Annotated in this window: 24 protein-coding genes and 9 pseudogenes; 7 read left to right on the top strand and 26 right to left on the bottom strand. The window is 67.8% G+C overall.

Going from position 1 to position 25282, the window contains the following annotated elements:
* Positions 1-28: 28 nt before the first annotated feature.
* From ACHMWU_RS19800 to ACHMWU_RS19775, 6 genes and pseudogenes are all read right to left on the bottom strand, one after another.
* A pseudogene (locus ACHMWU_RS19800) lies at positions 29-262 on the bottom strand (aldo/keto reductase); the annotation flags it as partial.
* A gap of 112 nt (positions 263-374) precedes the next feature.
* A pseudogene (gene ligD / locus ACHMWU_RS19795) lies at positions 375-1354 on the bottom strand (non-homologous end-joining DNA ligase).
* 10 nt (positions 1355-1364) lie between these two features.
* Positions 1365-1601, bottom strand: a complete 237-nt coding sequence (locus ACHMWU_RS19790; protein ID WP_396046169.1) for a universal stress protein — start codon at positions 1599-1601, stop codon at positions 1365-1367.
* A 295-nt stretch (positions 1602-1896) separates the two neighbouring features.
* A complete protein-coding gene (locus ACHMWU_RS19785) occupies positions 1897-3789 on the bottom strand; it encodes an MMPL family transporter (RefSeq protein ID WP_396046918.1) in 1893 nt (630 codons plus the stop codon).
* Between the two features lie 99 nt (positions 3790-3888).
* Positions 3889-4149, bottom strand: a pseudogene (locus ACHMWU_RS19780) (MMPL family transporter); the annotation flags it as partial.
* A pseudogene (locus ACHMWU_RS19775) lies at positions 4043-4834 on the bottom strand (MMPL family transporter); the annotation flags it as partial. The pseudogenes ACHMWU_RS19780 and ACHMWU_RS19775, both read right to left, overlap by 107 nt.
* Before the next feature lie 302 nt (positions 4835-5136).
* Here ACHMWU_RS19775 and ACHMWU_RS19770 point away from each other — a divergent pair.
* On the top strand, positions 5137-5742 hold the full coding sequence (locus tag ACHMWU_RS19770; protein WP_396046167.1) for a hypothetical protein: 606 nt from the start codon (positions 5137-5139) through the stop codon (positions 5740-5742).
* 18 nt (positions 5743-5760) lie between these two features.
* Positions 5761-6603 (top strand): class I SAM-dependent methyltransferase, encoded by an 843-nt coding sequence (locus tag ACHMWU_RS19765; RefSeq protein WP_396046165.1) that lies wholly within the window; start codon positions 5761-5763, stop codon positions 6601-6603.
* Here ACHMWU_RS19765 and ACHMWU_RS19760 read toward each other — a convergent pair.
* From ACHMWU_RS19760 to ACHMWU_RS19740, 5 genes are all read right to left on the bottom strand, one after another.
* Complete coding sequence (locus ACHMWU_RS19760; protein ID WP_396046163.1) at positions 6488-8116, bottom strand: choice-of-anchor J domain-containing protein; 1629 nt, start codon at positions 8114-8116, stop codon at positions 6488-6490. The genes ACHMWU_RS19765 and ACHMWU_RS19760 overlap by 116 nt on opposite strands.
* Positions 8113-8337 (bottom strand): hypothetical protein, encoded by a 225-nt coding sequence (locus tag ACHMWU_RS19755; RefSeq protein WP_396046161.1) that lies wholly within the window; start codon positions 8335-8337, stop codon positions 8113-8115. Before ACHMWU_RS19755 ends, ACHMWU_RS19760 begins: the two co-directional genes overlap by 4 nt.
* A gap of 145 nt (positions 8338-8482) precedes the next feature.
* A complete protein-coding gene (locus ACHMWU_RS19750) occupies positions 8483-8704 on the bottom strand; it encodes a hypothetical protein (RefSeq protein WP_396046159.1) in 222 nt (73 codons plus the stop codon).
* Positions 8674-9621, bottom strand: coding sequence for an MFS transporter (locus tag ACHMWU_RS19745; protein ID WP_396046157.1), 948 nt, complete (start codon positions 9619-9621; stop codon positions 8674-8676). The genes ACHMWU_RS19750 and ACHMWU_RS19745 overlap by 31 nt, the downstream gene beginning before the upstream one ends.
* Entirely contained in the window at positions 9573-9890 is a 318-nt protein-coding gene (locus ACHMWU_RS19740; RefSeq protein ID WP_396046916.1) for an MFS transporter, read from the bottom strand. The genes ACHMWU_RS19745 and ACHMWU_RS19740 overlap by 49 nt, the downstream gene beginning before the upstream one ends.
* Before the next feature lie 415 nt (positions 9891-10305).
* On the opposite strand from ACHMWU_RS19740, the gene ACHMWU_RS19735 reads away from it, so the two are divergent.
* Positions 10306-10533: a superinfection immunity protein gene (locus ACHMWU_RS19735; RefSeq protein WP_396046155.1), complete on the top strand. Its 228-nt coding sequence runs from the start codon at positions 10306-10308 to the stop codon at positions 10531-10533.
* Between the two features lie 4 nt (positions 10534-10537).
* Here ACHMWU_RS19735 and ACHMWU_RS19730 read toward each other — a convergent pair whose 3' ends face one another.
* From ACHMWU_RS19730 to ACHMWU_RS19705, 6 genes and pseudogenes are all read right to left on the bottom strand, one after another.
* Positions 10538-10888, bottom strand: a complete 351-nt coding sequence (locus ACHMWU_RS19730) for a phage holin family protein (protein WP_396046153.1) — start codon at positions 10886-10888, stop codon at positions 10538-10540.
* A 13-nt stretch (positions 10889-10901) separates the two neighbouring features.
* Positions 10902-11477 carry a YhjD/YihY/BrkB family envelope integrity protein gene (locus ACHMWU_RS19725; protein WP_396046151.1) on the bottom strand — a complete coding sequence of 192 codons (576 nt, stop codon included), beginning with the start codon at positions 11475-11477 and terminating at the stop codon, positions 10902-10904.
* Positions 11456-11785, bottom strand: coding sequence for a hypothetical protein (locus ACHMWU_RS19720; protein WP_396046149.1), 330 nt, complete (start codon positions 11783-11785; stop codon positions 11456-11458). Before ACHMWU_RS19720 ends, ACHMWU_RS19725 begins: the two co-directional genes overlap by 22 nt.
* Positions 11785-13011: pseudogene (locus ACHMWU_RS19715) on the bottom strand (SulP family inorganic anion transporter). Before ACHMWU_RS19715 ends, ACHMWU_RS19720 begins: the two are co-directional and overlap by 1 nt.
* Complete coding sequence (locus ACHMWU_RS19710) at positions 12972-13319, bottom strand: SulP family inorganic anion transporter (protein ID WP_396046914.1); 348 nt, start codon at positions 13317-13319, stop codon at positions 12972-12974. Before ACHMWU_RS19710 ends, ACHMWU_RS19715 begins: the two are co-directional and overlap by 40 nt.
* A 50-nt stretch (positions 13320-13369) precedes the next feature.
* A complete protein-coding gene (locus tag ACHMWU_RS19705; protein WP_396046147.1) occupies positions 13370-14053 on the bottom strand; it encodes a GAP family protein in 684 nt (227 codons plus the stop codon).
* Between the two features lie 334 nt (positions 14054-14387).
* Here ACHMWU_RS19705 and ACHMWU_RS19700 point away from each other — a divergent pair.
* Positions 14388-16292, top strand: a pseudogene (locus ACHMWU_RS19700) (arylsulfatase).
* A complete protein-coding gene (locus tag ACHMWU_RS19695; RefSeq protein ID WP_396046145.1) occupies positions 16243-17427 on the top strand; it encodes a formylglycine-generating enzyme family protein in 1185 nt (394 codons plus the stop codon). The pseudogene ACHMWU_RS19700 and the gene ACHMWU_RS19695 overlap by 50 nt, the downstream one beginning before the upstream one ends.
* Before the next feature lies 1 nt (position 17428).
* Here ACHMWU_RS19695 and ACHMWU_RS19690 read toward each other — a convergent pair whose 3' ends face one another.
* The 3 genes and pseudogenes from ACHMWU_RS19690 to ACHMWU_RS19680 form a co-directional block, all read right to left on the bottom strand.
* The gene (locus ACHMWU_RS19690; protein WP_396046143.1) at positions 17429-18082 is read right to left on the bottom strand and encodes a GAP family protein; all 654 of its coding nucleotides are present in this window, start codon (positions 18080-18082) and stop codon (positions 17429-17431) included.
* A 136-nt stretch (positions 18083-18218) separates the two neighbouring features.
* Positions 18219-19177 (bottom strand): annotated as a pseudogene (locus ACHMWU_RS19685) (SulP family inorganic anion transporter); the annotation flags it as partial.
* 74 nt (positions 19178-19251) lie between these two features.
* A pseudogene (locus tag ACHMWU_RS19680) lies at positions 19252-19767 on the bottom strand (SulP family inorganic anion transporter); the annotation flags it as partial.
* Between the two features lie 346 nt (positions 19768-20113).
* Here ACHMWU_RS19680 and ACHMWU_RS19675 point away from each other — a divergent pair.
* Both ACHMWU_RS19675 and ACHMWU_RS19670 read left to right on the top strand, forming a co-directional pair.
* Positions 20114-20396 (top strand): annotated as a pseudogene (locus ACHMWU_RS19675) (DUF1269 domain-containing protein).
* Positions 20397-20461: 65 nt separating this feature from the next.
* Positions 20462-20833 (top strand): hypothetical protein, encoded by a 372-nt coding sequence (locus ACHMWU_RS19670; protein WP_396046141.1) that lies wholly within the window; start codon positions 20462-20464, stop codon positions 20831-20833.
* A 31-nt stretch (positions 20834-20864) separates the two neighbouring features.
* Here the strand turns inward: ACHMWU_RS19670 and ACHMWU_RS19665 are convergent, their stop codons facing one another.
* The 6 genes from ACHMWU_RS19665 to ACHMWU_RS19640 all read right to left on the bottom strand — a co-directional run bounded on the left by ACHMWU_RS19665 (position 20865) and on the right by ACHMWU_RS19640 (position 25242).
* The gene (locus ACHMWU_RS19665) at positions 20865-21107 is read right to left on the bottom strand and encodes an SHOCT domain-containing protein (RefSeq protein ID WP_396046139.1); all 243 of its coding nucleotides are present in this window, start codon (positions 21105-21107) and stop codon (positions 20865-20867) included.
* 60 nt (positions 21108-21167) lie between these two features.
* Positions 21168-21473 carry a DUF6325 family protein gene (locus ACHMWU_RS19660; protein WP_396046137.1) on the bottom strand — a complete coding sequence of 102 codons (306 nt, stop codon included), beginning with the start codon at positions 21471-21473 and terminating at the stop codon, positions 21168-21170.
* Positions 21474-21615: 142 nt separating this feature from the next.
* Positions 21616-23343, bottom strand: a complete 1728-nt coding sequence (locus ACHMWU_RS19655) for a SulP family inorganic anion transporter (RefSeq protein ID WP_396046135.1) — start codon at positions 23341-23343, stop codon at positions 21616-21618.
* 6 nt (positions 23344-23349) lie between these two features.
* Positions 23350-23889, bottom strand: coding sequence for a hypothetical protein (locus ACHMWU_RS19650; protein ID WP_396046133.1), 540 nt, complete (start codon positions 23887-23889; stop codon positions 23350-23352).
* On the bottom strand, positions 23886-24578 hold the full coding sequence (locus tag ACHMWU_RS19645; protein ID WP_396046131.1) for a sulfatase/phosphatase domain-containing protein: 693 nt from the start codon (positions 24576-24578) through the stop codon (positions 23886-23888). Before ACHMWU_RS19645 ends, ACHMWU_RS19650 begins: the two co-directional genes overlap by 4 nt.
* Positions 24526-25242, bottom strand: a complete 717-nt coding sequence (locus ACHMWU_RS19640) for a sulfatase-like hydrolase/transferase (RefSeq protein WP_396046129.1) — start codon at positions 25240-25242, stop codon at positions 24526-24528. The genes ACHMWU_RS19645 and ACHMWU_RS19640 overlap by 53 nt, the downstream gene beginning before the upstream one ends.
* Positions 25243-25282 lie beyond the last annotated feature (40 nt).

Raw genomic sequence — 25282 nt, 5'->3', positions numbered from 1 at the left:
CCTGCTGGCGCAGGTAGGCAGGCCGTCCGACCGGTGTCCAGACGCCGGGGCCGGGCCGGGTCAGCCCGGCCTTGGTGGCGATGACGACGTCGTCGGCGTACGGGTGGAGCGCCTCGCGGAGCAGGTCCTCGGCGACTTCTGGGCCGTACGAGTCGGCCGTGTCGAAGAACGTCACGCCGAGCTCGACCGCGCGGCGCAGGACGGCGATCGCTGCGTCGTGATCGCGCGGTGGTCCCCACACGCCTTCACCGGTCAGCTGCATCGTGCCGTAGCCGAGGCGGACGACTGGGAGGTCACCGCCGATCTGGAAGGTGCCGGATGCGGATGCGGAGAGTGTCGAAGTCATGACAGGGTCAAGAACTGCTGGCGGCGACTTATTCCGCTACCTGTCTGGGTGATTCTGCGCCATCCCTCTCGTCGCGATCAGCCCATGCCAGCAGTGGACGGATGTCGAACACCTCGTCGTCGATGTCAGCGTGCAGGTCGCCGATACGGTCCAACCGCTCCGGCACCGTCGCGATCGTGAAGTCGTGCGGGTCGAGGTCGTCGATCTCGTCCCATCGCACAGGCGTGGAGACTCGTCCGTCCGCGAAGCCGCGCACCGAGTAGGCCGCGGCCATCGTGTGGTCGCGGGCATTCTGGTTGTAGTCGACGAACAGCTGCGTCGGGTCACGGTCCTTGCGCCACCAGGTCGTCGTCACGTCGTCCGACCTTCGCTCGACCTCGCGGGCAAAGGCCAGTGCCGCGCGCCGTACGTCGGCGAATCCGTGCTCGGGTCGGATGCGGACGTAGACGTGCATGCCAGAGCCCCCGGACGTCTTCGGGAAACCTGTCGCGCCCAGCCGTCGAGCACCTCGTGGACCAGGTGCGTGACGCGTCGAACCGTCGCGAAGTCGCAGTCATCACCCGGATCGAGATCGATGCGCCACTCGTCCGGCTGCTCGACGTCACCACGTCGGCTGTTCCACGGATGGAACTCCACGGTTGACATCTGGACGGCCCAGATGACGGTGGCGAGCTCGGTGACGCACACCTCGTCGACGTCCCGGTCGAACCGCGGAAAGTGGATGCTCACGGTCTCCAGCCACGGCGGAGCGCCGTTCGGGACCTTCTTCTGGTGGACCTTCTTGCCGGCGACGCCGGTGGGGAAGCGGTGCAGCATGCACGGGCGTTCGTAGAGGGCGTGGACGATCGGCTTGCCGACCGCGAGGTAGTACTCGACGAGGTCGAGCTTGGTCCAGCCGTGGTCGGGGAAGTAGACCCGGTCGGGGTGCGAGATGCGCACCTCGCGGAGGACGCCCGCATCGGCAGCGGGCACCTCGATCTCGACCGCGGGCGCGCCCGACCCAGTCATGGCAGTCCGATCAGGCCTTGCGCTTCTTGCTGGACTTCGCGCGGGGACGCCAGACCAGGACGGGGCAGGTCGCCAGGTTCAGCACCCGGTGGGCCACCGAACCCATCAGGACCGCGCCAGCGCGCGAGCTGCTGCTGGCCAGGACGATGAGGCCGGCATCCTTGGCCTTGGCGGCCTTGACGATCTCTGCAGCGGGCGATCCGCTGCGGACCTGCGTGGTGACCTTCGGTCCCCAGTCGGCGAGCAAGCGGCGACGTCGAGCGTCGCGCGTTCGGCCGCGGCCTTGAACGAGAGGTCTTCGATGCCTTTGCGTCCTTCTTCGCTGTCTGCCGCGAAGGGGACGGCCGCGAGGGGGCTGGTCACGGCCAGGACCCCGACCGAGGTCACGTTCTTCGGGTCGACGGTCGACCGCAGATAGCGTGCTGCGTTGAGAGACTGCTTGGACCCGTCGGTGGCGATGATGACATGCATGGCGTTGCCTTTCGCTCGTTCGCGCCATCCTTGTGGACGTCTGCGAGCCGCGCAACCGCTGGCGTCGTGCGTCACGGTGGCTCGTCTCCCTCAATCGAGACGTGAGGCAGGATCCGGTCGAGCCAACCGGGCAACCACCAGGCGGCACGACCGAAGATGATCAGTGCGGCAGGAGCGAGGGTGACGACCAGGATGCCGGCGAGCAGCACGGCGACGGACAGTCCGACGCCGAACTGCTTGATCGTCGGATCGGTGTCGAGGATGAAGCTCGCGAACACCGACGCCATGATGAGCGCCGCAGCGGTGGTGATCTTCGCGCTGGAGACGAGCGCCGACCGTACAGCGTCCTGAGGGTCCTCGTTGCCGTGCAGGTGCTGCTGGACGTGGCTGACCAGGAACACCTCGTAGTCCATCGACAGTCCGAACAGGCCCGCGAACATCATGAGCGGCACGTAGCTCGCGATCGGCACCGACGACGATGCGGTGTCGATGCCGAGCAGCGAGATGCCCCAGCCCCACTGGAAGGTCGCGGTGAGGACCCCAAATGCGGCGGCGGCCGACAGCACGTTCGTCACGGCTGCCTGGAGCGGGATGAGCAGCGACCGGAACGCGACCATCAGCAGCAGGTAGCCGAGCAGGATCACTGTGCCGATCACCAGCAGCAGCCGTGCCGAGATGAGCGAGGCGAGATCGACGTACGACGCGGTGTATCCGCCGACGTACGACGTGATGTCGGTACCGTCGGTGACCTTCGGAAGCACGTCGTCGCGCACAGCTGCCACCAGGTCGGCGGTGTCGTCCGAGGCAGGCGCAGTAGACGGCACCGCCGACAGCAGCACGACGTCGCCCTTCTTGTTGATCTGCGGCGGGGTCAGGGCGACCACTCCGTCGGTGTCCGAGAGCCCCTTCTGCAGCGTGACGACCCGCGTGTCGGTGCCCCGGCCGTCACCACCTGCTGTGGTCATCATCTGGGTCAGCTGGTCCTGCAGTGACTCGGCTTGCTGCTGTTCCTGCTCGGCCTGCTGCTGGGCGGCCTTGAGTGCATCGGCTTGGTCCTGGAGCTCGGCGGCCTGCTTCTGCAGTGCAGTCGCCTGCTGCTGAAGCTCTGCGGCCTCCGCCTGGAACTCGGCGCCCTGGGCCTGGGCGTCGGCTGCCTGCTGCTCCAGCGCTGACTTCTGCCGGTCGAGTGCCGCGGCCTGACGCTGCAGAGCATCGGCGCGTCGTTGCAGCTCGCTGGCCTGCTTCTGGAGCTGCCGTCCTTGGTTCGCGAGGTCTCGGGCGTCGGCCTCGAGCGGTGCGAGCTTCTTGCGCACGACGGTCTCACGCGCCTCCAGCTCGTCCAGCCGGGCGTTGAGCCGCGCCGCCAGTGCGTCGTCGCCACGTCGCTCGGCATCGTCGATCCGCCGCTGCAGGATGCGCTCTCGCGCCACGAGCCGCGTGAGCTCTCGGGCCAGCGGACGGATCTTCGTCGCGAGCTGCTGGGCCTGTTGCCGAAGCTGGGCCCGTTGGGCCTCGAGCCGCGACTGATCTGCCTCGAGGGCAGCTTGTTGCGTCCGGAGCCGATCAGCTTGTGCTTCGAGCGATGCCTGCTGGCTCTGCAGCTCGCCGGCCTGTCGTTGGAGCACGGCCTGCTCGTCCTGCAGCTGAGCCTTTTGCCGCTCGAGCTCGGCCTGCTCGACCTGCAGCTGTGCCTGCTGGTCCTCCAGTGACTCCTTCTGCTGCGTGAGCTCCTTCTGCTTCTTCTCCAGGTCCGACTTCAAGGACATCGCCTGGTCATATTTCTGGGTGTACTCGTCGCTCGGCGCGGCCGGCGGGTCCAGTGACGATGCGACCTGCAACGGGCCGTTGTAGCCGACTCCCAGTCCTGCGCTGATGAGGTCGTAGGCCTGCCTCTGCGTGGTGGCGGGGGAGGTCGCGCCGACATCCTCCTGGCCGAGGTCGAGGGCGAATACCGGGACGATCAACGGGGTCAGGAGGGCGAGGGACAATCCGGCAACGCGCCAGGGATGACGGTGCACCACCCCTGCCCACTTCGCCCACCTGCCCTGGCCCGACGGCCGCCGGGACCGCATGAACCTCGGAAGGGAGGCCCATGCGATGCGGTTGCCCAGCAGACCGAGGAAGGCTGGCAGCAACGAGATCGCGACCAGGACGGCCGCGACGACTGCTAGTGCAGAAGCGAAGCCGAGCGCCGAGACCAGGGGAGATCCCCGCGACAGCCAACGACAGCAATGCGACCACGACGGTGCAGCCCGCGAAGACGATTGCGCTCCCTGACGTCGCGACGGCGTTCGCGATCGAGTCGACGACCGGCATGCCGTCACGTAGCTGATCCTGGTGCCGGGTGATCAGGAACAACGCGTAGTCGATGCCGACGCCCAGTCCGATCATCGTGGCCAGAGTCGGGCCGCTCGATGGGATGGACAGCAGATGGCCGACCAGGCCCACGATGGCGAGGGCCACGGCCAGGCCCACGACGGCTGTGACGATCGGTAGCCCCATCGCGACGAGGCTGCCCAGGACGAGGCTCAGGATGATCATCGCGGCGATGATCCCAACGATCTCGCTGGTCTCCGACTCGTCGGTCGACAGCGTGGATCCGATCGAGCCGCCAGCTGCCGTCGTGATCCCGGCGTCCTGGGCCGGCTTCGTCGCGTCGAGCACCCGACCTGCGATCTCCTCGGTCAGCTCACCCGAACCGACGTCCATCAGCACCGGCGCGAAGGCCGTCTGTCCATCCTTTGACAGCAGGCCAGCGGTCTGCCCGGCACTGGTCAGCGGATTGGTGACGCTGTGGACGTGCGGCTGCTTGCCGATCGCGGTGACGGCGTCGTCGACCGCCTTGTGGTTGGCGGTGTCGGTGAGCTTGCCCTTCCGCACGTCGAAGACGATGGGGTTGGCGCCATTTTGCTGAGGTGAGAACTTGGCGGTGAGCAGGTCCTTCGCGCTCTGGCTGCCCGTCCCGGGCAAGGTGAGGTCGTTGCTGGTCTGGGCCCCGAAGGTCGACACTGCCGCGCCCACGACGACCAGCACCGTGAACCAGGCGCCGATCACGAGCAAGGCGTGGCGGGCGCAGAAGCCGCCCAGGCGTCGGAGATGGTGTGCCACGATTCCGCTCCCGTCCGCGGCCCCGGTCGGGCCGACCGTTCACGGCACCGGGCACTCCTGGGACGCATGACCCACGTCTCGTGCTCGCTCGAGGCGCCGGTACCAATGCGGAGAGTCGTGTACTTCCACGCATCGTAACCGCCATGCGAGCGCAAGGGGAGTCTGCGAGCGAGGCGACCGGCACGCTCTGCGAGGATCGCGGTATGTACGTCAAGATCTGCGGCCTGCGAGATCCCGAGCACGCGCGCGTCGCGGTAGACAGTGGCGCACACGCTGTCGGGGTCGTGATGAACCAGACGAGCTCGCGTCGGGCGACCGACGACGAGGCTGCGGCCGTCATCGCTGCCGCCGACGGGCACGTCGACACCGTGCTGGTGGTCAACGACATGGCGGCCGCCGAAGCAGCCGCGACGGCACGGCGCCTCGGCTTCGACGTCCTCCAGCTGCACGGGCCTGCCTACGACAGCGCCGACTTCGCATCCGCACTAGCGGTGATGCCTCGGGTGTGGCGGGCTACCTCGCTGAAGCATGATCCGTCCCTGCTGGTCGGCGCCCACGGCGAGGAGATGCTGCTGCTCGACTCGCCGAATCCTGGATCGGGTGAACGCTGGGACGCCTCGGCGTTGGCATCTCGTGCGCCAGATGGGCGCTGGCTGCTGGCCGGGGGACTGTCACCTCAGAACGTCGCTGATGCACTGCGCGCGTTGAGTCCGTGGGGCGTCGACGTCTCCAGCGGCATCGAGAGCGCTCCGGGCGAGAAGGATGCCGAACTGATCAGGGCGTTCGTCGCAGCAGCGCTGACGGCCTGACAGGCGTACCGTCGGGGTATGGACGGCGGCCGGTCCGCAGAGGGTGACTCACTGTTCGTCGGGACGATTCCCGACGTCTACGAGAGCCTGCTCGTGCCGATGATCTTCCAGATGGCCGCCGATGGCCTGGCTGCCATCGTGGCCGCTCATTCACCGAGCGACATCCTCGAGACGGCGGCGGGAACAGGGGTACTGACGCGGGTCCTGGTGGACCTCTGTCCAGACGCACGCATCACCGCCACTGATCTCAGCCCAGCCATGCTGGCGGTGGCTGCATCGAGGATGCCAGAGGATCCACGAGTGACCCGTCGACCGGCCGACGCCCTCGATCTGCCGTTCGCGTCGGGCACGTTCGACGTGGTCGCCTGCCAGTTCGGAGCGATGTTCTTCCCCGACCGGGTGGCCGGCTTTCGTGAGGCGCGACGAGTTCTCAGGCCACACGGGTCCTTCATCTTCAACGTGTGGGACCAGATCGAGCACAACGAGGTGCCCTACGTCATCGAGTCAGCTCTCAACGCCGCTGATCCGGTGAGACCGTTGACGTTCATGAGCCGCCTCCCGCACGGCTACTTCTCCACCGCCCAGATCCGCGACGATCTGGAGCGTGCCGGGTTGACCGCCACGACGATCACCGAGGTCGATGGCAGCTGCCGCACCACCGCCGCCGACGCGGCTGTTGCCTACTGCCAAGGGACCCCGTTGCGGCTCGACCTCGAACGACACGAGACCTGGACCGTCGCCGATGCTACGGCGCTCGTCGAGCGGGCGCTGCTGAGTCATTTCGGCGACGGCCAGTTCGACGCGCCGATCCGGTCGTACGAGATCGTGGCCAGACCGGCGCGTCGAGAAGGTGCCGACTAGCGCTGGCAGCCGTCAGCCGCGATGACGCAGCAGCGAGATTCCGCTTGGCCTTCTGCACGGTCTTCTTGGCCGTCTTGACTCGCTTGCTCGCGGAGCTGACCTTCTTCTTGGCCTTGGCGACGGCCTTGGCCTTCTTGTGCTTCGAAGCCTTCTTGGCCCTCTGTGCTTTCTGTGCCTTCTTGAGAGCCTTCTTGGCCGACTTCAGCTTCTTGTTCGCCGAGGTGAGGCTCTTGTTCGCCTTCGTCACCGCTGTCTTGGCCTTGGCGACGGCGGCCTTCTCCGCGTTGCAGACCTTGGGCGGGACAACGACCGTTGCCGCCTTGACCGTGAACGTCCTTGTCGCGGGCGTGGCATCGGTGTTGCCGACCGAGTCGGTGGCTCGTACCGCGAAGACATGTGCTCCGAGGTCCAGCTGGTCTGCGGTGTGGGTTCCTGGGCCGGTGCAGGGTCCGAAGGTGGCGTCGTCGACTGCGCACTCGAATGTCGAGCCGGTCTCGGTGGACTCGAAGGTGAACGCTGGGGTGGTGTCTTGGGTGTCGGCGTCGGGGCCGGTCAGGATCGTGGTGTCGGGTGCGGTGGTGTCGACCGTGAACGTCCGGGTCGCCGGGGTCTCGTCGGTGTTGCCAGCCGCGTCGGTGGCTCGTACGGCGAAGGTGTGGTCGCCATCGGTGAGATCCCCGGTCGTGTGGGTCTCGGGGCCGGTGCAGGGTCCGAAGGTGGCGTCGTCGACTGCGCACTCGAATGTCGAGCCGGTCTCGGTGGACTCGAAGGTGAACGCTGGGGTGGTGTCTTGGGTGACACCGTCGGGGCCGGTCAGGATCGTGGTGTCGGGTGCGGTGGTGTCGACCGTGAACGTCCGGGTCGCCGGGGTCTCGTCGGTGTTGCCTGCCGCGTCGGTGGCTCGTACGGCGAAGGTGTGGTCGCCATCGGTGAGATCCCCGGTCGTGTGGGTCTCGGGGCCGGTGCAGGGTCCGAAGGTGGCGTCGTCGACTGCGCACTCGAACGTCGAGCCGGTCTCGGAAGACTCGAAGGTGAAGCTCGGTGTGCTGTCCTGGGTGACACCGTCGGGGCCGGTCAGGATCGTGGTGTCGGGTGCGGTGATGTCGGTCGGCTGGTCGTCGAAGCTGTACGTGTCGATGCCGATGTAGTCGCTGTTGGCGCCGGTGGGTCCGCCGTTGGTGACGAAGTAGCGAAATGCCAGACAACCGGTCTTGGCGCCCTTGATCCCGGCGAGCGCGCCGCTGATCTCTGTCCAGGTCTTCGGATATCCCGTCGTGGTCAGACCCGGATTGACGGTCGTCAGCAGCGTCGTGAAGTCGCCTACGCTCTCCGGGCCCGATCCGGCTGAGCAGCTGCCGTTGGTCGACATCCGCACCTCGAGCCGATCGGGGAAGGTGGAATCGGCCTGGCGGGTGAAGAAGGACCATGCGTCCCCATTGCTCAAGCTGCTGTACGGCGGCGTCACCAACCAGACGCTGATCGTGTTGCTTCCGGTCGTGGCATTGAAGTTCATGCTGGTGTAGGACGGGCCCTGATGGGGGCCGAAGACCGCGAGCTCGCCGGGGACACCGTGGTCGACCCGACCGCCGCGCTGTTGTTCTGCGCGGTCCAGCCAGTCGGCACCGGCGTGTCGAAGCCCTCTGTGTGGATGGCCGCCGATGCGGTTCCCGGCGTGAAGACGAGCAGCGCCGCCGCGATCGCAGTGGCAAGGCAGGCGAAGAGCGACTTCTTCAAGGGGGGACTCCGTTGTTCAGGGGCTGCGAGACGCGCTGTCACAGGCTAGTGGCGGGCGCACCCCTGAGGGAGTAAAACAATGAGATGAGGTGTTCCTCACGTTCGCTGGCGCAGTGAGCGCACCAGCGAGCGTGAGGAACAGCAGTCAGTGAGCGCCAGCGGCGACCTGGTGGTCAGGTCCCGCCTCAGCCAGGTCGGCAGCGCTGGACCGCATCATGAAGAACGCGATCACCGCGCCGACGAAGGTGATCGCCGCTGCCCACCAGAACACCACCACGTAGCCGTGGATGCTGGCATCGAGCGGATTCGATGTCGGATTGTCACGTGCGAAGTCGGTCAGAGCGCTGGCGAACAGCGTCGACAGCAAGGCCGTGCCGACCGATCCACCGACCTGCTGGGCGGTGTTGAGCATCGCCGAGGCGACGCCCATGTCGCGCTCGTCCACCCGAGCGTCGCCGTGGCGAACGTCGTGGTGAACAGCATGCCGGCGCCGATCCCGACCAGGATCAGGGCGGGCAGGATGTCGATGTAGCCCGAGCTCGTGTCGATCAGCGCGACGACCACGAGGCCAGCCGTCGTCAGCAGGAGACCGCCGACGATGAGGACCCGGGGGCCCCACTTGGGCAGCAGCACCGCTGCCGACAGGCCCGCAACGATGATGATCGCGATGTTGGCCGGCATGAAGGCGAACCCGGCACGGGTCGGCGAGTAGTGGAGGTTCTCCTGCATGAAGTACGTCAGGAACAAGAACACGCCGAACATCGCGACACCGAGGACTGCGATCGAGAAGAAGGAACCACCGCGGGTGGCGTTCCACACGACGCGCAGCGGCAGCAACGGCTCCTTGACCCGGCCTTCGACCACGATGAACGCGATCAGCAGCACTGGCGCGGCGATGAGCGAGATGATCGTCACGGGTGCGTCCCAGCCGCGGGTCTCGGCCGAGGAGAAGGCGAAGACGAGCGCGAACAGGCCCAGGGTGCCAGCGAGGACTCCGGGCAGGTCGATCGATCGAGAGTGACCGCCGGCGGTGCGATCGCGGTGGTGCGACTTCAGCACGAAGATCGTCGCGATGGCGGCCGGAACCGCGAAGATGAGGTTGACGTACAGGCACCAGCGCCACGACAGTGCATCGGTCAGCACGCCGCCGAGCAGCAGGCCGATGCCCGCACCAACACCGGCGATGGCGCCGAAGATGCCAAAGGCCTTGCCGCGCTCGGCCGGATCGGAGAACGTCACCGACAGGATCGCCAGGGCGGCTGGCGCCAGCAGCGCGGCGAACACACCCTGCAGCGCGCGGGCGGTGACGAGCAGCCGAAGTTGCTCGCGGCGCCGCCGAGGGCCGACGCGATCGCGAAGCCGAACAGGCCGACCACGAAGGCCTGCTTGCGGCCGAACAGGTCGCCGAGGCGTCCGCCGATCAGCAGCAGGGAGCCGAAGGCCAGCGCGTAGGCGGTGACGACCCACTGGCGGCTGTCGTTGTCGAAGCCGAGGTCGTACTGGGCCGACGGCAACGCGATGTTGACGATCGTGGCATCGAGCACGACCATCAGCTGCGCGATGCCGACGATGGCCAGGATCGCCCACCGCGAAGCGTGGTTGGGGGTCGGTCGAGGTCGATGCCTCGGGGGACCCGGGGGTCTGCATGGAGTGACTCCTAGTCGTTTGAACGAAGAAGGACGGGCAGAAGAACCCGCCCGATGAGGGCAGCCTCTGCACCCTTGCCCTGGCGCTCACGACCGAACGTCCAGCAGCAAGCCGGTTGGACCGGAGAAGGCCAGGCCGCTGGAAGCTCATGTGGTCCACCGTCGTCGAATCATCGGGTGGACCTGGAGAAATCTAACATCTCCAGCACCTTTCGACCTGCCTCGGAGCGACGAGGTGGGGTGCGCGAATCGTCACGTTGACGTCCGGGTTCTCGTGTGGACAACGCGTCGTGGGCCGTAGCCTGTGGGGATGAACCAGATCGTGAGCGACAAGAGCGGCAAGGGCGGGCAGGCGGTGATCGCCTGGATCGTGGCCATCGTCACGGCGGGCTACATGCTCCCGTGGGCGATCGCGGCGACCCGCGGGAAGAGCAACTCGGGCGCGATCGGCTGGATCAACCTGTTGCTGGGCTGGTCGATCATCGGCTGGATCGTCGCCCTGGTCATGGCGTGCAGCGCCCACCGGATCGTGGCCGTCAGGTCGTTCTAGGGTCCTAGGCCTCGGCCGGGCCGACCGTGTGGTGCACGACGAAGCCGACGATGGTCGAGAAGATCGAGATCAGCAGCGCCGCGACGATCGTGGCGAGGAACCCGCCGAGGTCGAGGGCATCGCTGAGGCCGGCCGACAACGCCAGCAGCACCCCGTTGACGACCAGCGCGAACAGCCCGAACGTGACCATCGTGATGGGCAACGAGATGATTCTCAGCAGCGGGCCGATGAGCCCGTTGACGAGCCCGAAGACCAACGCGACGCCGAGCAGGGCGAAGAAGCCCCCGTCGATCTCGACCGACGGCACGATGGCTGCCGTGATCGCGATCGCGACGGCGATGATGAACCAGGACATGAGCAGCTGCGGATCATGGGTGACTCCTCGGTGTGGTGGTACGGGACGTCGCGATGGCTTGTCGCAGCACCGGATCCTCGATGATGACCCGGCCGAACGTGGCGCCGAGGACGATCACGCCGCCGAAGACCAAGAGCCAGGTCGATGCGGCGAACACGACGCCGAGCGAACCGAACTGCTCGATGTTCGCCTCGGTGTAGGGCGGCATGACGAATCGGGAGAGTCGCACCATCACGGCCAGTCCGGTCGCGGTCAGGGCGGCGCCCAGCCACAAGGAGCGCCACGGGACCCGGCCCAGCAGCAGGGTGTGCGCGGTCCACCACCACAACGCCGTGCCAGCGCCGATCTGCAGGATGATGCCCAGCGCCGAGAAGCTGAGCGGATGGTCGAGCGAGGCGATGATCGTCACGACGAGCTGGAGGTAGACGACCCAGCCAGCGAGCCACACCAGGCAGCGTTGCGCTCCGGCAACCCCGCCGCGGTGGTCCTGCTCCCAGACCCGTTCGAAGAGGCGCTGCAGCGCCCGCGCGAAGCTCAGCGCGGAGATGATCACGAGCACGACACCGATCACCCCGGTGTGCGATCGCACCTGCTCCGACGTCGCCGTGGCGAGCGCCGCGGCGGACAGGTCGTCGGACTGGGAGATCCCGGTGGCCGGCAGCTGATCTGGTCGAGCACCGTGGTGCCGGTCGTGTGAGGCGTGAACGCGGCCAGCACGACGAGCAGCGGCGTGAGGGCGAACAGCGCCTGCGCCGCGATGATCAGCGAGCGATCGAGCACCTCTACGCGGATGATCGCTGCGACTGCCGTGCGCGCGACAGGCACCCGGTCGAGCACCTGCTCGGCCAGCTCACGACCACGGGCGCTGACCGCGGCGGCTCGCTGGCTGGCGCGCATCAGGGACCGTCCGCAGTGGGCGGAGTGGCACGTCCTTGCGCGACGACCTGTTGCCACCACGACGTGCCGGCCGCCATCGACCGGGCACGGGGGGTCAGCCCGGACCAGGTGACCGTGACGCCGGCCTCGGAGAGCTCGCTGTCGAGCCGACAGCTGCGTCGAGGACCGCGACGGGCAGCATCGAGATGCGGGACAGGTGAGGCTGCGAGGGTGCTCGGCTCGGTGGCTGCGGTCAATGCTCGCACCGCGTCGAGGTTCGCCCTGACGTTCGCGGTGTAGAGGCCCGTGTCGAATCGCAGCACCAGAGGATCACCGGGCTCGACGGTCGCGACGTGGGACCGGTTACAGCTGCGCAGCACGAGGTACAGGGTCGCGAGGACACCGACCAGCACGGCGACGAGCAGCCCCTGGGTCAGTCCGACGACGGCGGTCGCGACGGCGACCCAGAACTCCATGGGGTCGACCCGCCACAGGCGGGCGAGCTCGGCGGGTGAGATCAGTCCCAGCGTCGCCACGAGCACCATCGAGCCGAGCGTCGCCTGGGGCAGGTCGTCGAGGACGGGCGCGAGGAACAGTGCTGCGAGCACCGCGAGGCCTGCGGTGACGAGCGCGCTGGCCTGGCTGCGGGCTCCGGCGCCCAGGCTCACGGCTGACTGGGAGAAGCCGCCTGCGGGCGGCAGCGTGTGGAAGAACGCGCCAGCCGTCGCTGCGACTCCGTTGGCGAGGAGCTCCCGGTTGCTGCCGATCTGCGGCTAACCGCGCTCGCGGATGCCACGGGCGACCGAGACGGTCTCGAGAAAGGCCATGACGGCGATGGCCATGGCCCCGGGAAACAGCGCGCCGATGTCGTCGAGCGACGGGATGCTGGGAGCGGGTATCCCGGTCGGCACCCGCTCGATCACGGCGACTCCCTTGTCGTCGAGGTCTGCGAAGGCCACGAGCACGATGCCGAGACCGACGACGACGAGCGGGCCCGGCACCGCCGGCACGATCCTGGGTGCGACCAGCAGCACCACGATCGAGGCGATCGACAGCGCCAACGTCGCGCCGTCGGTGTCGGAGAGGTCGGCGAACGCCGCCCGTACGAGCCCGAAGAATCCGCTGGCGTCGGGGTCGGACGGGATGCCGAGCACCTTCGGCAGCTGCGTGGCAGCCACGGTCAGCCCCACACCGACCTTGATCCCCGTCATCGTGGCCGGTGAGATGTTCTCGACGATCCCGCCCACCCGCAGGATCCGGCCGGCCACCAGGAGCAGGCCGACGAGCAATTCACCGTCGACAGCGCCGTCACGCCGTCGTCCGACCCAGCCGCGATGCCCGCCGTGGCCATCGTCGACGCGGTCAGCACGGCGATCGTCGAGGTCGTGCTCACGCTCATGGCGCGTGAGCCCCCGAGGAATGCGTACACGACCATCGGGACCATGCACGTGTACAGCCCGTACTGCACGGGAAGCTCGGCGATCGTGGCGTAGGCCATGGCCTGGGGAATGACGACGGCGCCGGCCGTGACGCCAGCGACGACGTCGCTGCGCAGCCACGCACGGTCGTATCCCGCAGGGTCGGGGCCAGCCAGGACTTCACGACTCAGCCGAGCAGCCCGCCGAGACCCTTGCCGACGTCCGAGACGCCCAGCACGGTCAGCAGCACCGTCATGATGGCCGCATTGTGGTCCTGCATGAACGACTTGAGCCCGCCCAGCGGCCTGGACATGGCATCACGTGCGACGAAGAAGGCGATGACAGGTCCGACGACGAGCGTGCTGCCGACGATCACGAAGACCACGACGCAGCTGACCTCCGCAGCCGTGCCGAGATCGGCCGAGGCGATGGCGACCGCACCGGTCGCGGTGAGTGCGAGGTTCTTCGGGTTGAGGCCGGACAGGGCGGCCCCGAGGCCAAGCGCGGCAATGGGGGACAGATGGTCGAGCCCAGCCATCCACTTCGGCGGGGTGGGGGAGGACCCCGCGCGGGGGCGTGTCTGCCACGAGTGGAAGGCCAGGAGCAGGAACACGAGGCCCAGCGCCAGCTTGATCCACGATGTCGCCGTGGGACTCCCGCCGGTGTCGGCGGCCGAGGGGCCGGCCAGCAGCAGGACGATGACCGTGACCGCAGTCAGGCCGATCAACCACCCGGCCGCGAAGGCCGGCGCCGTCCTGGTCGGCTTGGCTGAGAGCAGCATCAGCACCGAGGCGATGATCGGCAGTGGGCTGATCGCGACACCGACTGCCGCAGGCAGAACCGCTCCCAACGCTGCCGCCAGTGGATCCATGGTGTGCTCCCGCCTGTCTCGCCACGACGCTATTCGCCGTCCGGAGTCGAGGGCCTCACCCTGATCGGGTGAGGCCTCGGAGCTTGCGATCGCTCGACGATGGGTGCAGATCACCGGCCTATGGGAGAGACCATGACGAAGGAATTTCAGGGCACCATCAACCTCGACATCCGCGACTCGGTCGCCGACTGGGAGCCGTTCGTCGCGCCGACCGCACCGGCTGGGGCCCCCAACATCCTGTTCGTGCTGTACGACGACACCGGCATGGCTGCCTGGTCGCCGTACGGCGGTCGGATCGCGATGCCGACGATGGACCGGCTCGCCGAGAAGCGGCTTGACGTACACCCAGTGGCACACCACGGCGCTGTGCTCGCCGACCCGGTCATGTCTGCTGACCGGACGCAATCACCACGAGAACGGCTTTGCCTCCATCTCGGAGGGCGCGACCGGCTATCCGGGGCACAACTCGCACATCCCGATGGAGAATGCCTTCTGCGCCGAGGTGCTCCGCGAGAACGGATGGAACACGTTCTGGATCGGCAAGAACCACAACGTCCCGGTCGACGAGTGGCACATGGGTGCGACCAAGCGGAACTGGCCGTTGGCACGGGGGTTCGACCGGTTCTACGGATTCCTGGGCGGCGAGACCAATCAATGGTTCCCCGACCTGACCGAGGACAATCACTCCGTCGACCAGCCGTACGGGCCGGACGACGGCTACCACCTGTCGGCCGACCTGGCCGACAAGGCGATCTCGTTCATCGCCGACTCGCGCCAGTCGGCGCCCGACAAGCCCTGGTTCACGTTCTTCTGCCCCGGTGCCAACCACGCGCCACACCATGCACCCCAGGAGTGGATCGACCAGTACGCCGGTCAGTTCGACGACGGGTACGAGGCGTACCGCGAGTGGGTGCTGCCGCGGATGATCGAGCGGGGGGTGTTCCCGAAGGCACCGAGCTGACCGATCTCAACCCGATGCCGGACGGGACGTTCTCACCTGGCGACATGGTGCGACCGTGGGACGAGGCTGGACGCCGACGAGCGGGCGCTGTTCAGCCGGATGGCCGAGGTGTACGCCGGCTTCTCCTCGTACACCGATCACCAGGTCGGGCGCATCATCGACTACCTGGAGGAGTCGGGCCAGCTCGACAACACGATCGTGTTCTATGCCGCCGACAACGGGGCGTCCGGGGAGGGAAGCCCCAACGGCTCTGTCAACGAGAACAAGTTCTTCAACGGGTTCCCCGAGGATCTCGCCCAGAACATCGCGATGAAGGACGACCTCGGGGGCCCCAACGCCTACAACCACTATCCGACCGGCTGGGCGGCCGCCTTCTCGACGCCGTTCCGGATGTTCAAGCGCTACTCCTACCAAGGGGGTGTGGCCGATCCGCTGGTCATCTCCTGGCCACAGGGCATCAAGGCTCGCGGGGAGGTGCGCAGCCAGTACCACCACGCGATCGACATCGTGCCGACGATCCTGGAGGCCTGCGGGCTCGAGATGCCCGAGCAGGTCAACGGCTATCGGCAGTCGCCGCTGCCCGGGACGTCGATGCTCTACTCGTTCGAGGCACAGCCCGATGCGCCGACCCGCAAGACCAAGCAGTACTACGAGATGCTCGGAACCCGGGGGATGTGGCACGAGGGGTGGAAGGCGGTCGCCGTCCACGGACCCACGTCGGGAATCGGCAACTTCGACACCGACCAGTGGCAGCTGTTCCACACGGACGTCGACCGCTCGGAGGCCCACGACCTGGCCGAGCAGGAGCCAGAGCGGCTCAAGCAGCTCATCGACCTGTGGTTCGAGGAGGCCGAGCGCTACCAGGTGCTGCCGCTGAACGACCTCACGCCGCGGGAGATCCTGGCAGTCGAGTTCCCGATGCCGGTGCCGGAGAGCGGTACCTACACCTACTACCCGGGCACGCTGGACCTGCCCGAACGGTTGGCCGCCAGCACGCACGGCAACTCGTACACGATCGCAGGCACCATCACGGTGGAGTCGACCGACGCAGAGGGGGTCGTGTACGCCCTGGGATCACGGTTCGGCGGGCACTCGCTGCTTCCTCAAGGACCACAAGCTCTGGTACGTCTACAACTTCCTGGGGATCCCGCCGGAGCAGAAGCTCGTCTCGTCGACCGACATCACGACCGGTCCGCACACCGTCGGCATCGAGTTCACGAAGGAGTCGATGGGCGAGCACGGCGAGTCGCACGGCACCGCAACACTCTACATCGATGACGAGATCGTCGCCAAGGACACGATCCGCACCCAGACCGGACACTTCTCGTTGTGTGGGGAAGGCATGTGCATCGGCTACGACAGCGGCGACGCGATCAGCGAGGAGTACACGCCGCGCTTCCCGCTGACAGGTGCGACGATCGGCAAGGTGCAGGTCCACGTCGGCGACGACATCTACTTCGACGTGGAGCGTGAGCTGGCGGCTGCGATGGCCCGTGACGAGCTCATGCTCGGGCCCGGGTTCAGCCACAAGCACATGGTGCACATCGAGGGTGGCGTTCTGCAGCAGGGCAGCGAGGACTTCTACCCCGAGGAGAGACCTGTCCGGCGGGTCGCGGTCGAGGGCTTTTGGATGGACCGTCATCCGGTCACGAATGCGGAGTTCCGCCGCTTCGTGGTCGACACCGGGCACGTGACCGTGGCCGAGCTGGCACCCGACCCGGCGGGACTTCCCGGACGCCGCGCCGGCCGAGCTGGTTCCGGGCTCGTTGGTCTTCACGCCGACCCGGGGCCCCGTGCCGCTGGACGATTGGATGCGCTGGTGGCGCTGGGTCCCGGGAGCGTCGTGGCGACATCCCGAAGGGCCCGGGAGCACGCTCAACGGGCGGAACGGCATCCGGTGGTGCACATCGCCCACGAGGACGCGACAGCCTATGCCGCCTGGGCGGACAAGCGTCTGGCCTCCGAGGAGGAGTGGGAGCACGCGGCCCGTGGTGGTCTGGTAGGTGCGACCTACCCGTGGGGTGACGAGTACATGCCGCGCTCGCGGGTCATGGCCAACAACTGGCACGGCGACTTCCCGTGGCGGGTCGAGCGACCTGGTAGGTACGGGCGGACGACACCGGTCGGGACCTTCCCGCCCAACGGCTACGGTCTCGTGGACGTCGTCGGGAACGTCTGGGAGTGGACGTCTTCGAGGTGGACCGTCTCACACGCCCCCGAGGACGCCGTCGAGCACGTGCACCACTGCTGCGGCCCGCAGGTCGTTGGCGAGCAGACGCGGATGGTCATGAAGGGCGGCTCGTACGTGTGCGCTCCGTCTTACTGCCACCGGTACCGGCCGGCCGCCCGGCAAGGTCAGGCTGCTCGGAGCACGACGAGTCACCTGGGATTCCGCTGCGCGCACTCGCTGTAGGTCACGCCGAACCGAGACCGCGGCCCAGGAACAGCACGCCGAAGCCCAGCAGCACGGCGATGCTGAGCGCCCGGTTGTGCCGCAGCATCCACTGCTTGACGTGCACCAGGGCCGTCCTGGCCCGGTCGCCCAGCACGACGTAGAGGCCGATCGGCACGATGAAGTCGAGCATCGCTGCCACGAAGAGGGCGACGAGCCCGACCAGGCTGACAAGTGACGACTGATCGGACGAGGCGATGACTCCGATGCCGGACAACAGGATCAGCAGGTTCGGATTGACCAGGGCCATCACGACACCGATCACGAAGGCGACGGCCGGTCCGGCCTGGTCGAGATGACGGATCCAGCCCGGCGGCGGTGCATCGGGCCGAGGGCGGCGGAGCAGCTGGAGACCGCCCACGGCGAGGAAGACGCAGCCGACCGCGATGCCGATCGCTGCTGACACGTCGTCGTCCTGGGCGCCGGGGTTCGCGGCACCGCCGATGATGGCGGCCAGCGTGATCACGGCGTACAGCACGAGGAAGCCGGCGCCGAAGCTCGCTGCGGCCCGCACGCCGCCGCGCGATTCCAGTAGCAGCACCGCGCCGACCACGGCGGCTGGCGTGATGATCAGGCCGACGATCTCGGGCAGGAGCGCGGAGATCAGGGCTCCCATCACGAGTCCGTCCGCGCCGCAGCGACGGCCTCGTCGATCGTGGCGAAGATCCGCGGCACGCCTGGTCGTCGGTCGAGGTCACGACGTCACGCACTTGTCCCACATCACGGGCGAACAGCAGGCGGACGCCTTGCTTTCCGAGGTCCTGGTCGAGACCAGCGAGCATGGCGGATGCCGTCACGTCGACGAACGGCGTGGTCTCGCCGTCGAGGACCACCGCACGGGTCGAGCTGTCGACGAGGCCACGCACCTGCTGGCGGACGAAGTCGCAGTTGGCGAAGAACAGCCCGGATTCCACGCGCAGCACCACGACGCCGGGCTCCGGCACAGCGTCGGGGTGGCGGGTCAGGTCGACCCAGTCAGCCCCGCCGTCGACAGGCCGTCCTAACGACGCGACATGCGGTCGGGACGATCGGTAGAGCATCGTGAGCAGCGAGATCGCGATGCCGATGAACAGTCCAGGCAGGGTGTCGAAGACCAGCACGCCGATCATCGTCGTGACTGCTGCGACGAAGTCGGATCGTGCCGCGTGCCGGTACATCTTGGCCATCGGCCCGGTGCCGACCCGCCACAGGCGCCGCAGCGCTGCGAGGTCGACAAGCTCGATGACCGCAGCGATCACGACGGCCGCCAAGATGGCTTCGGGCAGCTGCTCGAACAAGCCCGTCAGGAACAGCAGTGTCGCGACCGTCAGAGCGGCCACTGTCAGGCCCGACAGCTGGGAGCGGGCGCCGGCGCCTCCGTTGATCGCGGTCTTGGACAGGCTGCCGTTGACGACCATGCCGCCGAGGACGCCTGATCCGAGATTGCTCCCGCCGAGCGCGACGAGCCGCGACTCGGATCGATCTCGTACCCGGCCTTGGCGGCATACGTCTTGGCGGCGCCGAGGCCCTCGGCGAAGCCCACGAGCAGCACTCCCACTGCGGGTCCGACGAGATCGAGGTAGCGATGACCTGCGACGTCGGGAAGTCCGAACGAGGGAAGGCCCGCATCGATCGTCCCGACGATCGAGACGCCGTGGTCGTCGAGGTCGAGCAGCGCGACCGCCGCGATGCCGACCAGGACGACCGGGAGCGAGCCGGGCACCAAGGGCACGAAACGACGCAGCACCAGGATTGCTGCCAGGCCCAGCCCGCCGACGAGGAGCGTCGTCCAGCCGTCTCAGACAGGTTCTCGACGAGCCCGACGGTCTTCTCGAAGAAGTCGCCGTCGGATCCGTCGACGCCGAGCAGCTTGGGCACCTGCCCGATCATGATCGTGAGGGCCAGACCGATGATGAATCCCTTGAGCACCGGCTCGGAGATGAAGGCCGACAAGAAGCGAGACGCAGCAGTCCCGCCACCATCCCGAGCATGCCCATCACCAGGGCGAGCGCCGTCGTGGTGGCGATGAACTCGCGGACTTCCCGCCGCGGCGAACCCGGCCACGATGCTGGCCGACAGGGCAGCCGTCCCCGACATGGGGCCGACCACGAGGTGGCGAGAGCTGCCGAGTGCGGCATAGACCACGAGGGCCGGCACCGCGGCGTACAGGCCCACGGCCGGAGGGGCTCCCGCAATCGTGGCGTAGGCCAAGGACTCAGGAATCAGCACCGCCCAGACCGTCAGCCCGGCCACGACGTCGCCGCGCACCCAGGCACGTCGATACCCGCTGAACGAGCCGAACAGACCGAGCGTCGACTTCATCGGGCCTCCTGTCCCGCCCCACCTTCGCCGGAGCGCGACGGCCTGACCTCACCCAGCAGGGTGAGGTCAGGCCGTCGCGGGTTGGGCAAGGTCCGAAGTAGACAGCAACGTGGGCACCAGCCCACCCGAACGAGGAGTCAGTTGTGGGAACACTCACTGTGTGGCAGTTTCCCGGGGCGGCAGATGCCGATCAGGCCATCAGCACGCTTGAGAAGTCTGCAGTCCAGGAGCTATCAAGATTCATGACGCGGCAGTTGTCACCTGGGAGGCGGCAAGAAGAAGCCCAAGACCCGACAGCTGACCAACCTGACCGGGCGGCGGGCGCGCTCGGTGGCGCGTTCTGGGGATGCTGTTCGGTCTCCTGTTCTTCGTCCCGCTGCTCGGGCTAGCAATAGGCGCCGCGGCGGGGGCGCTGGGCGGGTCGATGGCCGACGTGGGCATCGACGACAAGTTCATCAACGAGGTCCGCGACAAGGTCGAGCCCGGCACGTCGGCGCTGTTCCTGCTGCCGGGACGCCGTGCCGGACAAGGTCCACGCAGCCTTCCAAGGTGTGAACGCCCACCTCGTGAGCACGAACCTCAGCGACGAGCAGGAAGCAGCACTGCGGGCTGCTTTCGCTGACGAGTGAGGTCGTGATGGTCGCGCAGCCGTCGCCGCAGCGCATGGGCGTCACCGAGCTTGCCGCCCAGGTCGGTGGGGTTCGCGAGCGGAGTCGTCGTCCTCGCGTCGGTGCTGATGATGCTGACCGGTCTGCTGCAGATCATGCAGGGGATCGGTGCGCTCGCCAACGGCGACTTCTACGTCCTTCGTGGCAGCTACACGTACGACTTCGACGTCACCGCCTGGGGATGGGTCCACCTGGTGCTCGGGTTCATCGCTCTCGTCGCAGGTCTGGCCCTGCTGTCGGGTGCGATCTGGGCTCGGCTGACGGCCATCACCTTGGCGGTGCTGTCGATCATGATCAACTTCGCCTGGCTGCCGTACTTCCCGTGGTGGGCCATGTCGATCATGGTGCTCGACGTGCTCGTCATCTGGGCCGTCACCAAGTTCGAGCCGTACGGCTAGCACCTCAGCCGGCCCGGCTGTCGGCCCTGGTTCACAGGGCCAGCAGCCGGGCCTTCTGCGCCGCGAACTCGGCGTCGGTCAAGATGCCTTGCTCCTTGAGCGTGCCCAGGCGCTCCAGCTGATCGATGAGGTCGTCCCCAGGAGCAGGCGGAGCGGCTTGAGCAGCCGGCGGTGCTTGCTGCTGCTCATAGCGGGCTGCTTCGGTGGCCTCGCTGCTGCCGTTCTCCTGATGGCGACGCATCGCTCCGGTCACGGCACCCGCTGTTCCGGCCACGACGGCCGTCCCGCGCCGCGAGACCCAGCAGGCCGGGGCGGCCCATTCGTCGAATCAACATCAGCTCTGCTCCGATCCGGTGTCGTCGATCAGGTCGAGGAGACTGTCGACGGCACCCGTTGGTATGCGTTCGTGGGCGAGGACGACGCCTCCCGCATCGGCCACGACCCGCGAGATGGCGGTCGCCCAGGTGTTCTCCCAGGCGATGACCGCCGCTGCGGTGCCCGACGGCAGCGACTCGGCGATCTCGGCGACGTCATCGACCCGAGCAGACCTGGGAGCCAGGCATCGAAGGAGAACAGGTCTTCGTCCTCGTCGTCGAGATCGATCACGGTGTAGGAGCCGTCGCTCTCCTTGTGGATCCACAGGGCGTCGAGGACGCGGGCAGAGCCAGTCGCGGCGATGTCGGCGATCGACGCGGCCAGGGCCGGCCCTGCCGATGCGTCAGGAAGGCCGAGGACGACGACGTCGACGGGGGCTTTCTGGTCGGTGCAGTGAGTTCATGTCCTCAGCGTCGGTCCTCGGGCACGGGGCGAACATCACCCCGGTGGGGGTGAAGTCGTCGTCGGGCGCCACGCGGCGTGCTCGAGCGTCGAGGTAGGCGGCGTGGGGTGGCCGCCCGAGCTCGGGCTGGGCCGGGTAGAGCCTGATGCCGGCGAAGCGGTAGGTCAGTGCGTCGCGCTCCCGACAACCGCAGCAGGCTCGGCTCGACACCCGTCAGGTACAGCGTTCCGCCGTGGCGGTGCAAGACCTGGGCGTAGCTCGCGATGACGGTGAAGAACGTCGCGCCAGCGTCGTGCCGGCCGCGCAGCCGCAAGATCACCGAGGCTCCGTCCGCGCCGGCTGGATCGGCAGCCGCAGCTGCAAGGTGCGCGCACCGGCGTAGAACAGCGAGCCGTACACGTCGAGCACGACGACCTGGCCGGGCACGAGGCTCCGGGGCGCAGGCCGTTCGATGACCCGTCCTTCGTCGTCGGGACGCCTCGACGATGCGCAGGTCGATCGACTCCTGGTTGAGCTGCAGGATCAGCGACAGCGTCACCCCGACGCCGACCGCGGCTGCGACCGGGAGGAGCAGCGTGGCTGCGAACGTCGAGAACATCGCGACCAACGGGGTCGGGCCCGCGTGGGCGATGGTCCAGATCTCGTGCGGCTTCAGCGACATGATCGCGGCGAACACCAGGACCGCCGAGAGCGTCGGCATCAGCACCTGCCCGACGACGCCGGAGAACGCCACCAGGACGATCAGCATCCAGATCCCCGACCAGATCGCGCCCCACCGGCTCACCGCCCCGGCAGAGACGTTGAGCGCGGTCGACCCGACCGCAGCCACCGACCGGCATCCCCGAGAAGAAGCCGCTCGCGAGGTTGCGACGCCTTGTGCCGCGAAGTCGCGGTTCGTGCGGGACCTGCTGCCGTCGGGATTGGGTGCTGCTTCCGCCACTCCGGCACCCTGGATCAGGATGATCGCCGCCACCGCGATGGCGCCGGCGACGACCTCCGGCGACATGGCTGGAGAGCCGGAGAGCCGAGGAGGGGCACGCCGGCCGGGATGGCTCCGGGAGTCCCGCACCCGGGCGACATCTTGGTCGACCAGCAGCAGCAGGAGCGTGGGGACTGCGAGCGCGAGCAACGAGCTGAGCATCGACAACCGCGTCCGAGCCAGGCAGAACAGCAGCACGAGCGCACCGGCACCCGCGACGGCTGACCACCCGTCGATGCGTCCCGGGTGGAAGAGGATGCCTCGACGGCCTTGCCGAGGGCAATGCGCCGGACGGTTCTGCTCCGAGGAGGTCAGGGATCTGACCCAGGATGATGTTCGCTGCGATACCGGTGAGGCAATCCCAGCATCACCGACTGCGACACGAAACGCACGTAGCGCCCGAGGCGGGCCACGGCCGCCGCGACGAGCAGGAGTCCGGTCAGCAACGTGAGCCACAAGATGGCCTCGGCCTGCTGTCGGCCGGACCGAGGCGAGCGCCGACCCGGCGGCGAGCGCCGCGGCGCTGGTCGTCGTGATGACCATCATGCGGGTGCTGGTCGTCAGTCCGCCCGCGATCGGACCGACGGCGCTCGCGTACAGGCCATGCACCGGTGGCACGCCGGCAAGCAGGCTCGACGCCATCCCGTCCGGGACGCTGCTGATCGCGTTCGGCAGGCCCGCGAGCGCGTCGCGTCGCCACTCACTGCGACGCGGACGCAGGTTGCGTAGCCAATCGGGCGTCGAGGGCGACACGATGCGCTACTGGCGCACCATGGCTGCCTGCATCCGGTGCTCCGGCTCGATCAGGTGGTTGTGGTCGTCGTCGCCGGCATCGATCCTGACCCAGTCGATGGTCCCGCTGAAGGCGTTGTCGCGGGGTCCGTAGCTCGGGGAGACCGGCGATGCCACGTCCATGCCGATGTCGAGGGTCTCGTCGAGCGAGAACGTGAACGGGATCGTCCGCTCGACCCGCCCTTCACCGATCTGCACGTCATCGTCGTAGAGCGTCACGATGCCACCTCTGCCGAGCCCGCCACCGTCGTAGGCGAAGTGTGCGCGCAGCTCGCGTGACCCGACGTCCAGCGGAGCGTCTGAGTAGATCTGCGCGGTCTGCACCGCCAGGGTGTTGTAGCAGAAGGCCAGCCTGCCGTCATGGGCGTAGAAGCTCCAGCCGCCGTACGACCCGCCTTGGGCGATCAGGACTCCCGACGGCCCGGGTTCGGTCACCTCGACCTTGGCCGTGACCGTGAACGAGCGGTTCTTGACCCCGACGATGCAGTTCTCGTTGAGCCGCTTCATGCCCGGGAACAGCAACTGGCTGCTGCCCTGCACGAGCCGAGGACGGCCGACCAGGTCGGCGTTCGAACCGCTGAGCCGAGCGGACGTCCATCGGCAGCACGTTGAACCGGGCCGCCTGGATCAAGAACAGTCGCTGCAGGTGGGCCAGCCGCTCGGGTTCCTGCGCCGCGAGGTCGTGCGACTGGGTCCAGTCGTGCTCGACGTCGTACAGCCCCCAGACGTCGTCGTCGAGGTCGTGCGTCGAGGCCTCCCACGGGTCCTTGTGCTTGGCGACGGCCGTCCAGCCCCGGTGGAAGATGGCGCGGTTGCCGAGCAGCTCGAAGTACTGCGTCGTGTGCTGCTCCTCGGCGTCTGCGTCGTCGAAGCTGTAGTTCATCGGCACCCCCTCGTAGGGGCGTTCGGGTCACGCCGTGCACCGTGGACGGCTCGGGGATGCCGGCGGCCTGAAGAACTGTCGGCGCCACGTCGATGCAGTGGGCGAACTGGTTGCGCACCTCACCGCGGGCCTTGATCCCGTTCGGCCAGCTGACGATCGTGCCGTTGCGGGTGCCGCCCCAGTGGCTCGCGACCTGCTTGGTCCACTGGTACGGCGTGTCCATCGCGTGCGCCCAGCCGATCGCGTAGTGGTTGTACGAGTCAGGGGTGCCGAGATCGTCCTTGTGCTCGACGAGGTACTCGTCGGTCTCCATGTCGGTCATGTGGTTGAGCATGAAGCTTCTCGTTCGTGGTGCCCTTCATGGTGCCTTCGGCCGATGCACCGTTGTCGCCGATGATGACGTAGATCAAGGTGTCGTCGAGCACGCCCAGATCGTCCAACGCGTCCAGCAGACGCCCTGTGTGGTGATCGGCGTACTCGAGGTAGCCCGCGTAGACCTCCATCTCGCGAGCCAGCACCGGGCGCAGCCCGGGTGGCATCTCCTCCCACGCCGGGATGCCGGGCGACCGCTCCGTGAGCACGGCGTCCTGGGGAATCACGCCGAGCGCCTTCTGACGGGCGAAGGTCTCCTCGCGAAGCACGTCCCACCCTTGGTCGAACGCGCCGGCGTACTTGTCCGCCCACTCGGTCGGCACGTGGTGCGGTGCATGAGTCGCACCGGGGGCGAAGTAGGTGAAGAACGGCTTGTCGGGTGCCAGGGCATGCTGCTGCTTGGTCCAGGCGATGGCCTTGTCGGTCATGTCGCCCATGAAGTGATACCCCTCCTCGGGCGTGCCCCACGGCTCGGCGGGCGTGGTGTTCTCGTAGATCGCGGGATACCACTGATCGGTCTCGCCGCCGATGAATCCGTAGAAGTACTCGAAGCCCCCACCGGGGTGTGGCCAATGGTCGAAGGGCCGACCGGACTGGCCTGCCACACCGGAACCTCGTGGCACTTGCCGAACTGGGCGGTGTTGT

It is taken from the genome of Aeromicrobium sp. UC242_57, assembly GCF_044452305.1.
Taxonomy (GTDB): Bacteria; Actinomycetota; Actinomycetes; order Propionibacteriales; family Nocardioidaceae; genus Aeromicrobium.
The sequence above is the reverse complement of the archived record's forward strand: the minus strand, read 5'-3'. Positions and strand labels throughout refer to the sequence as shown.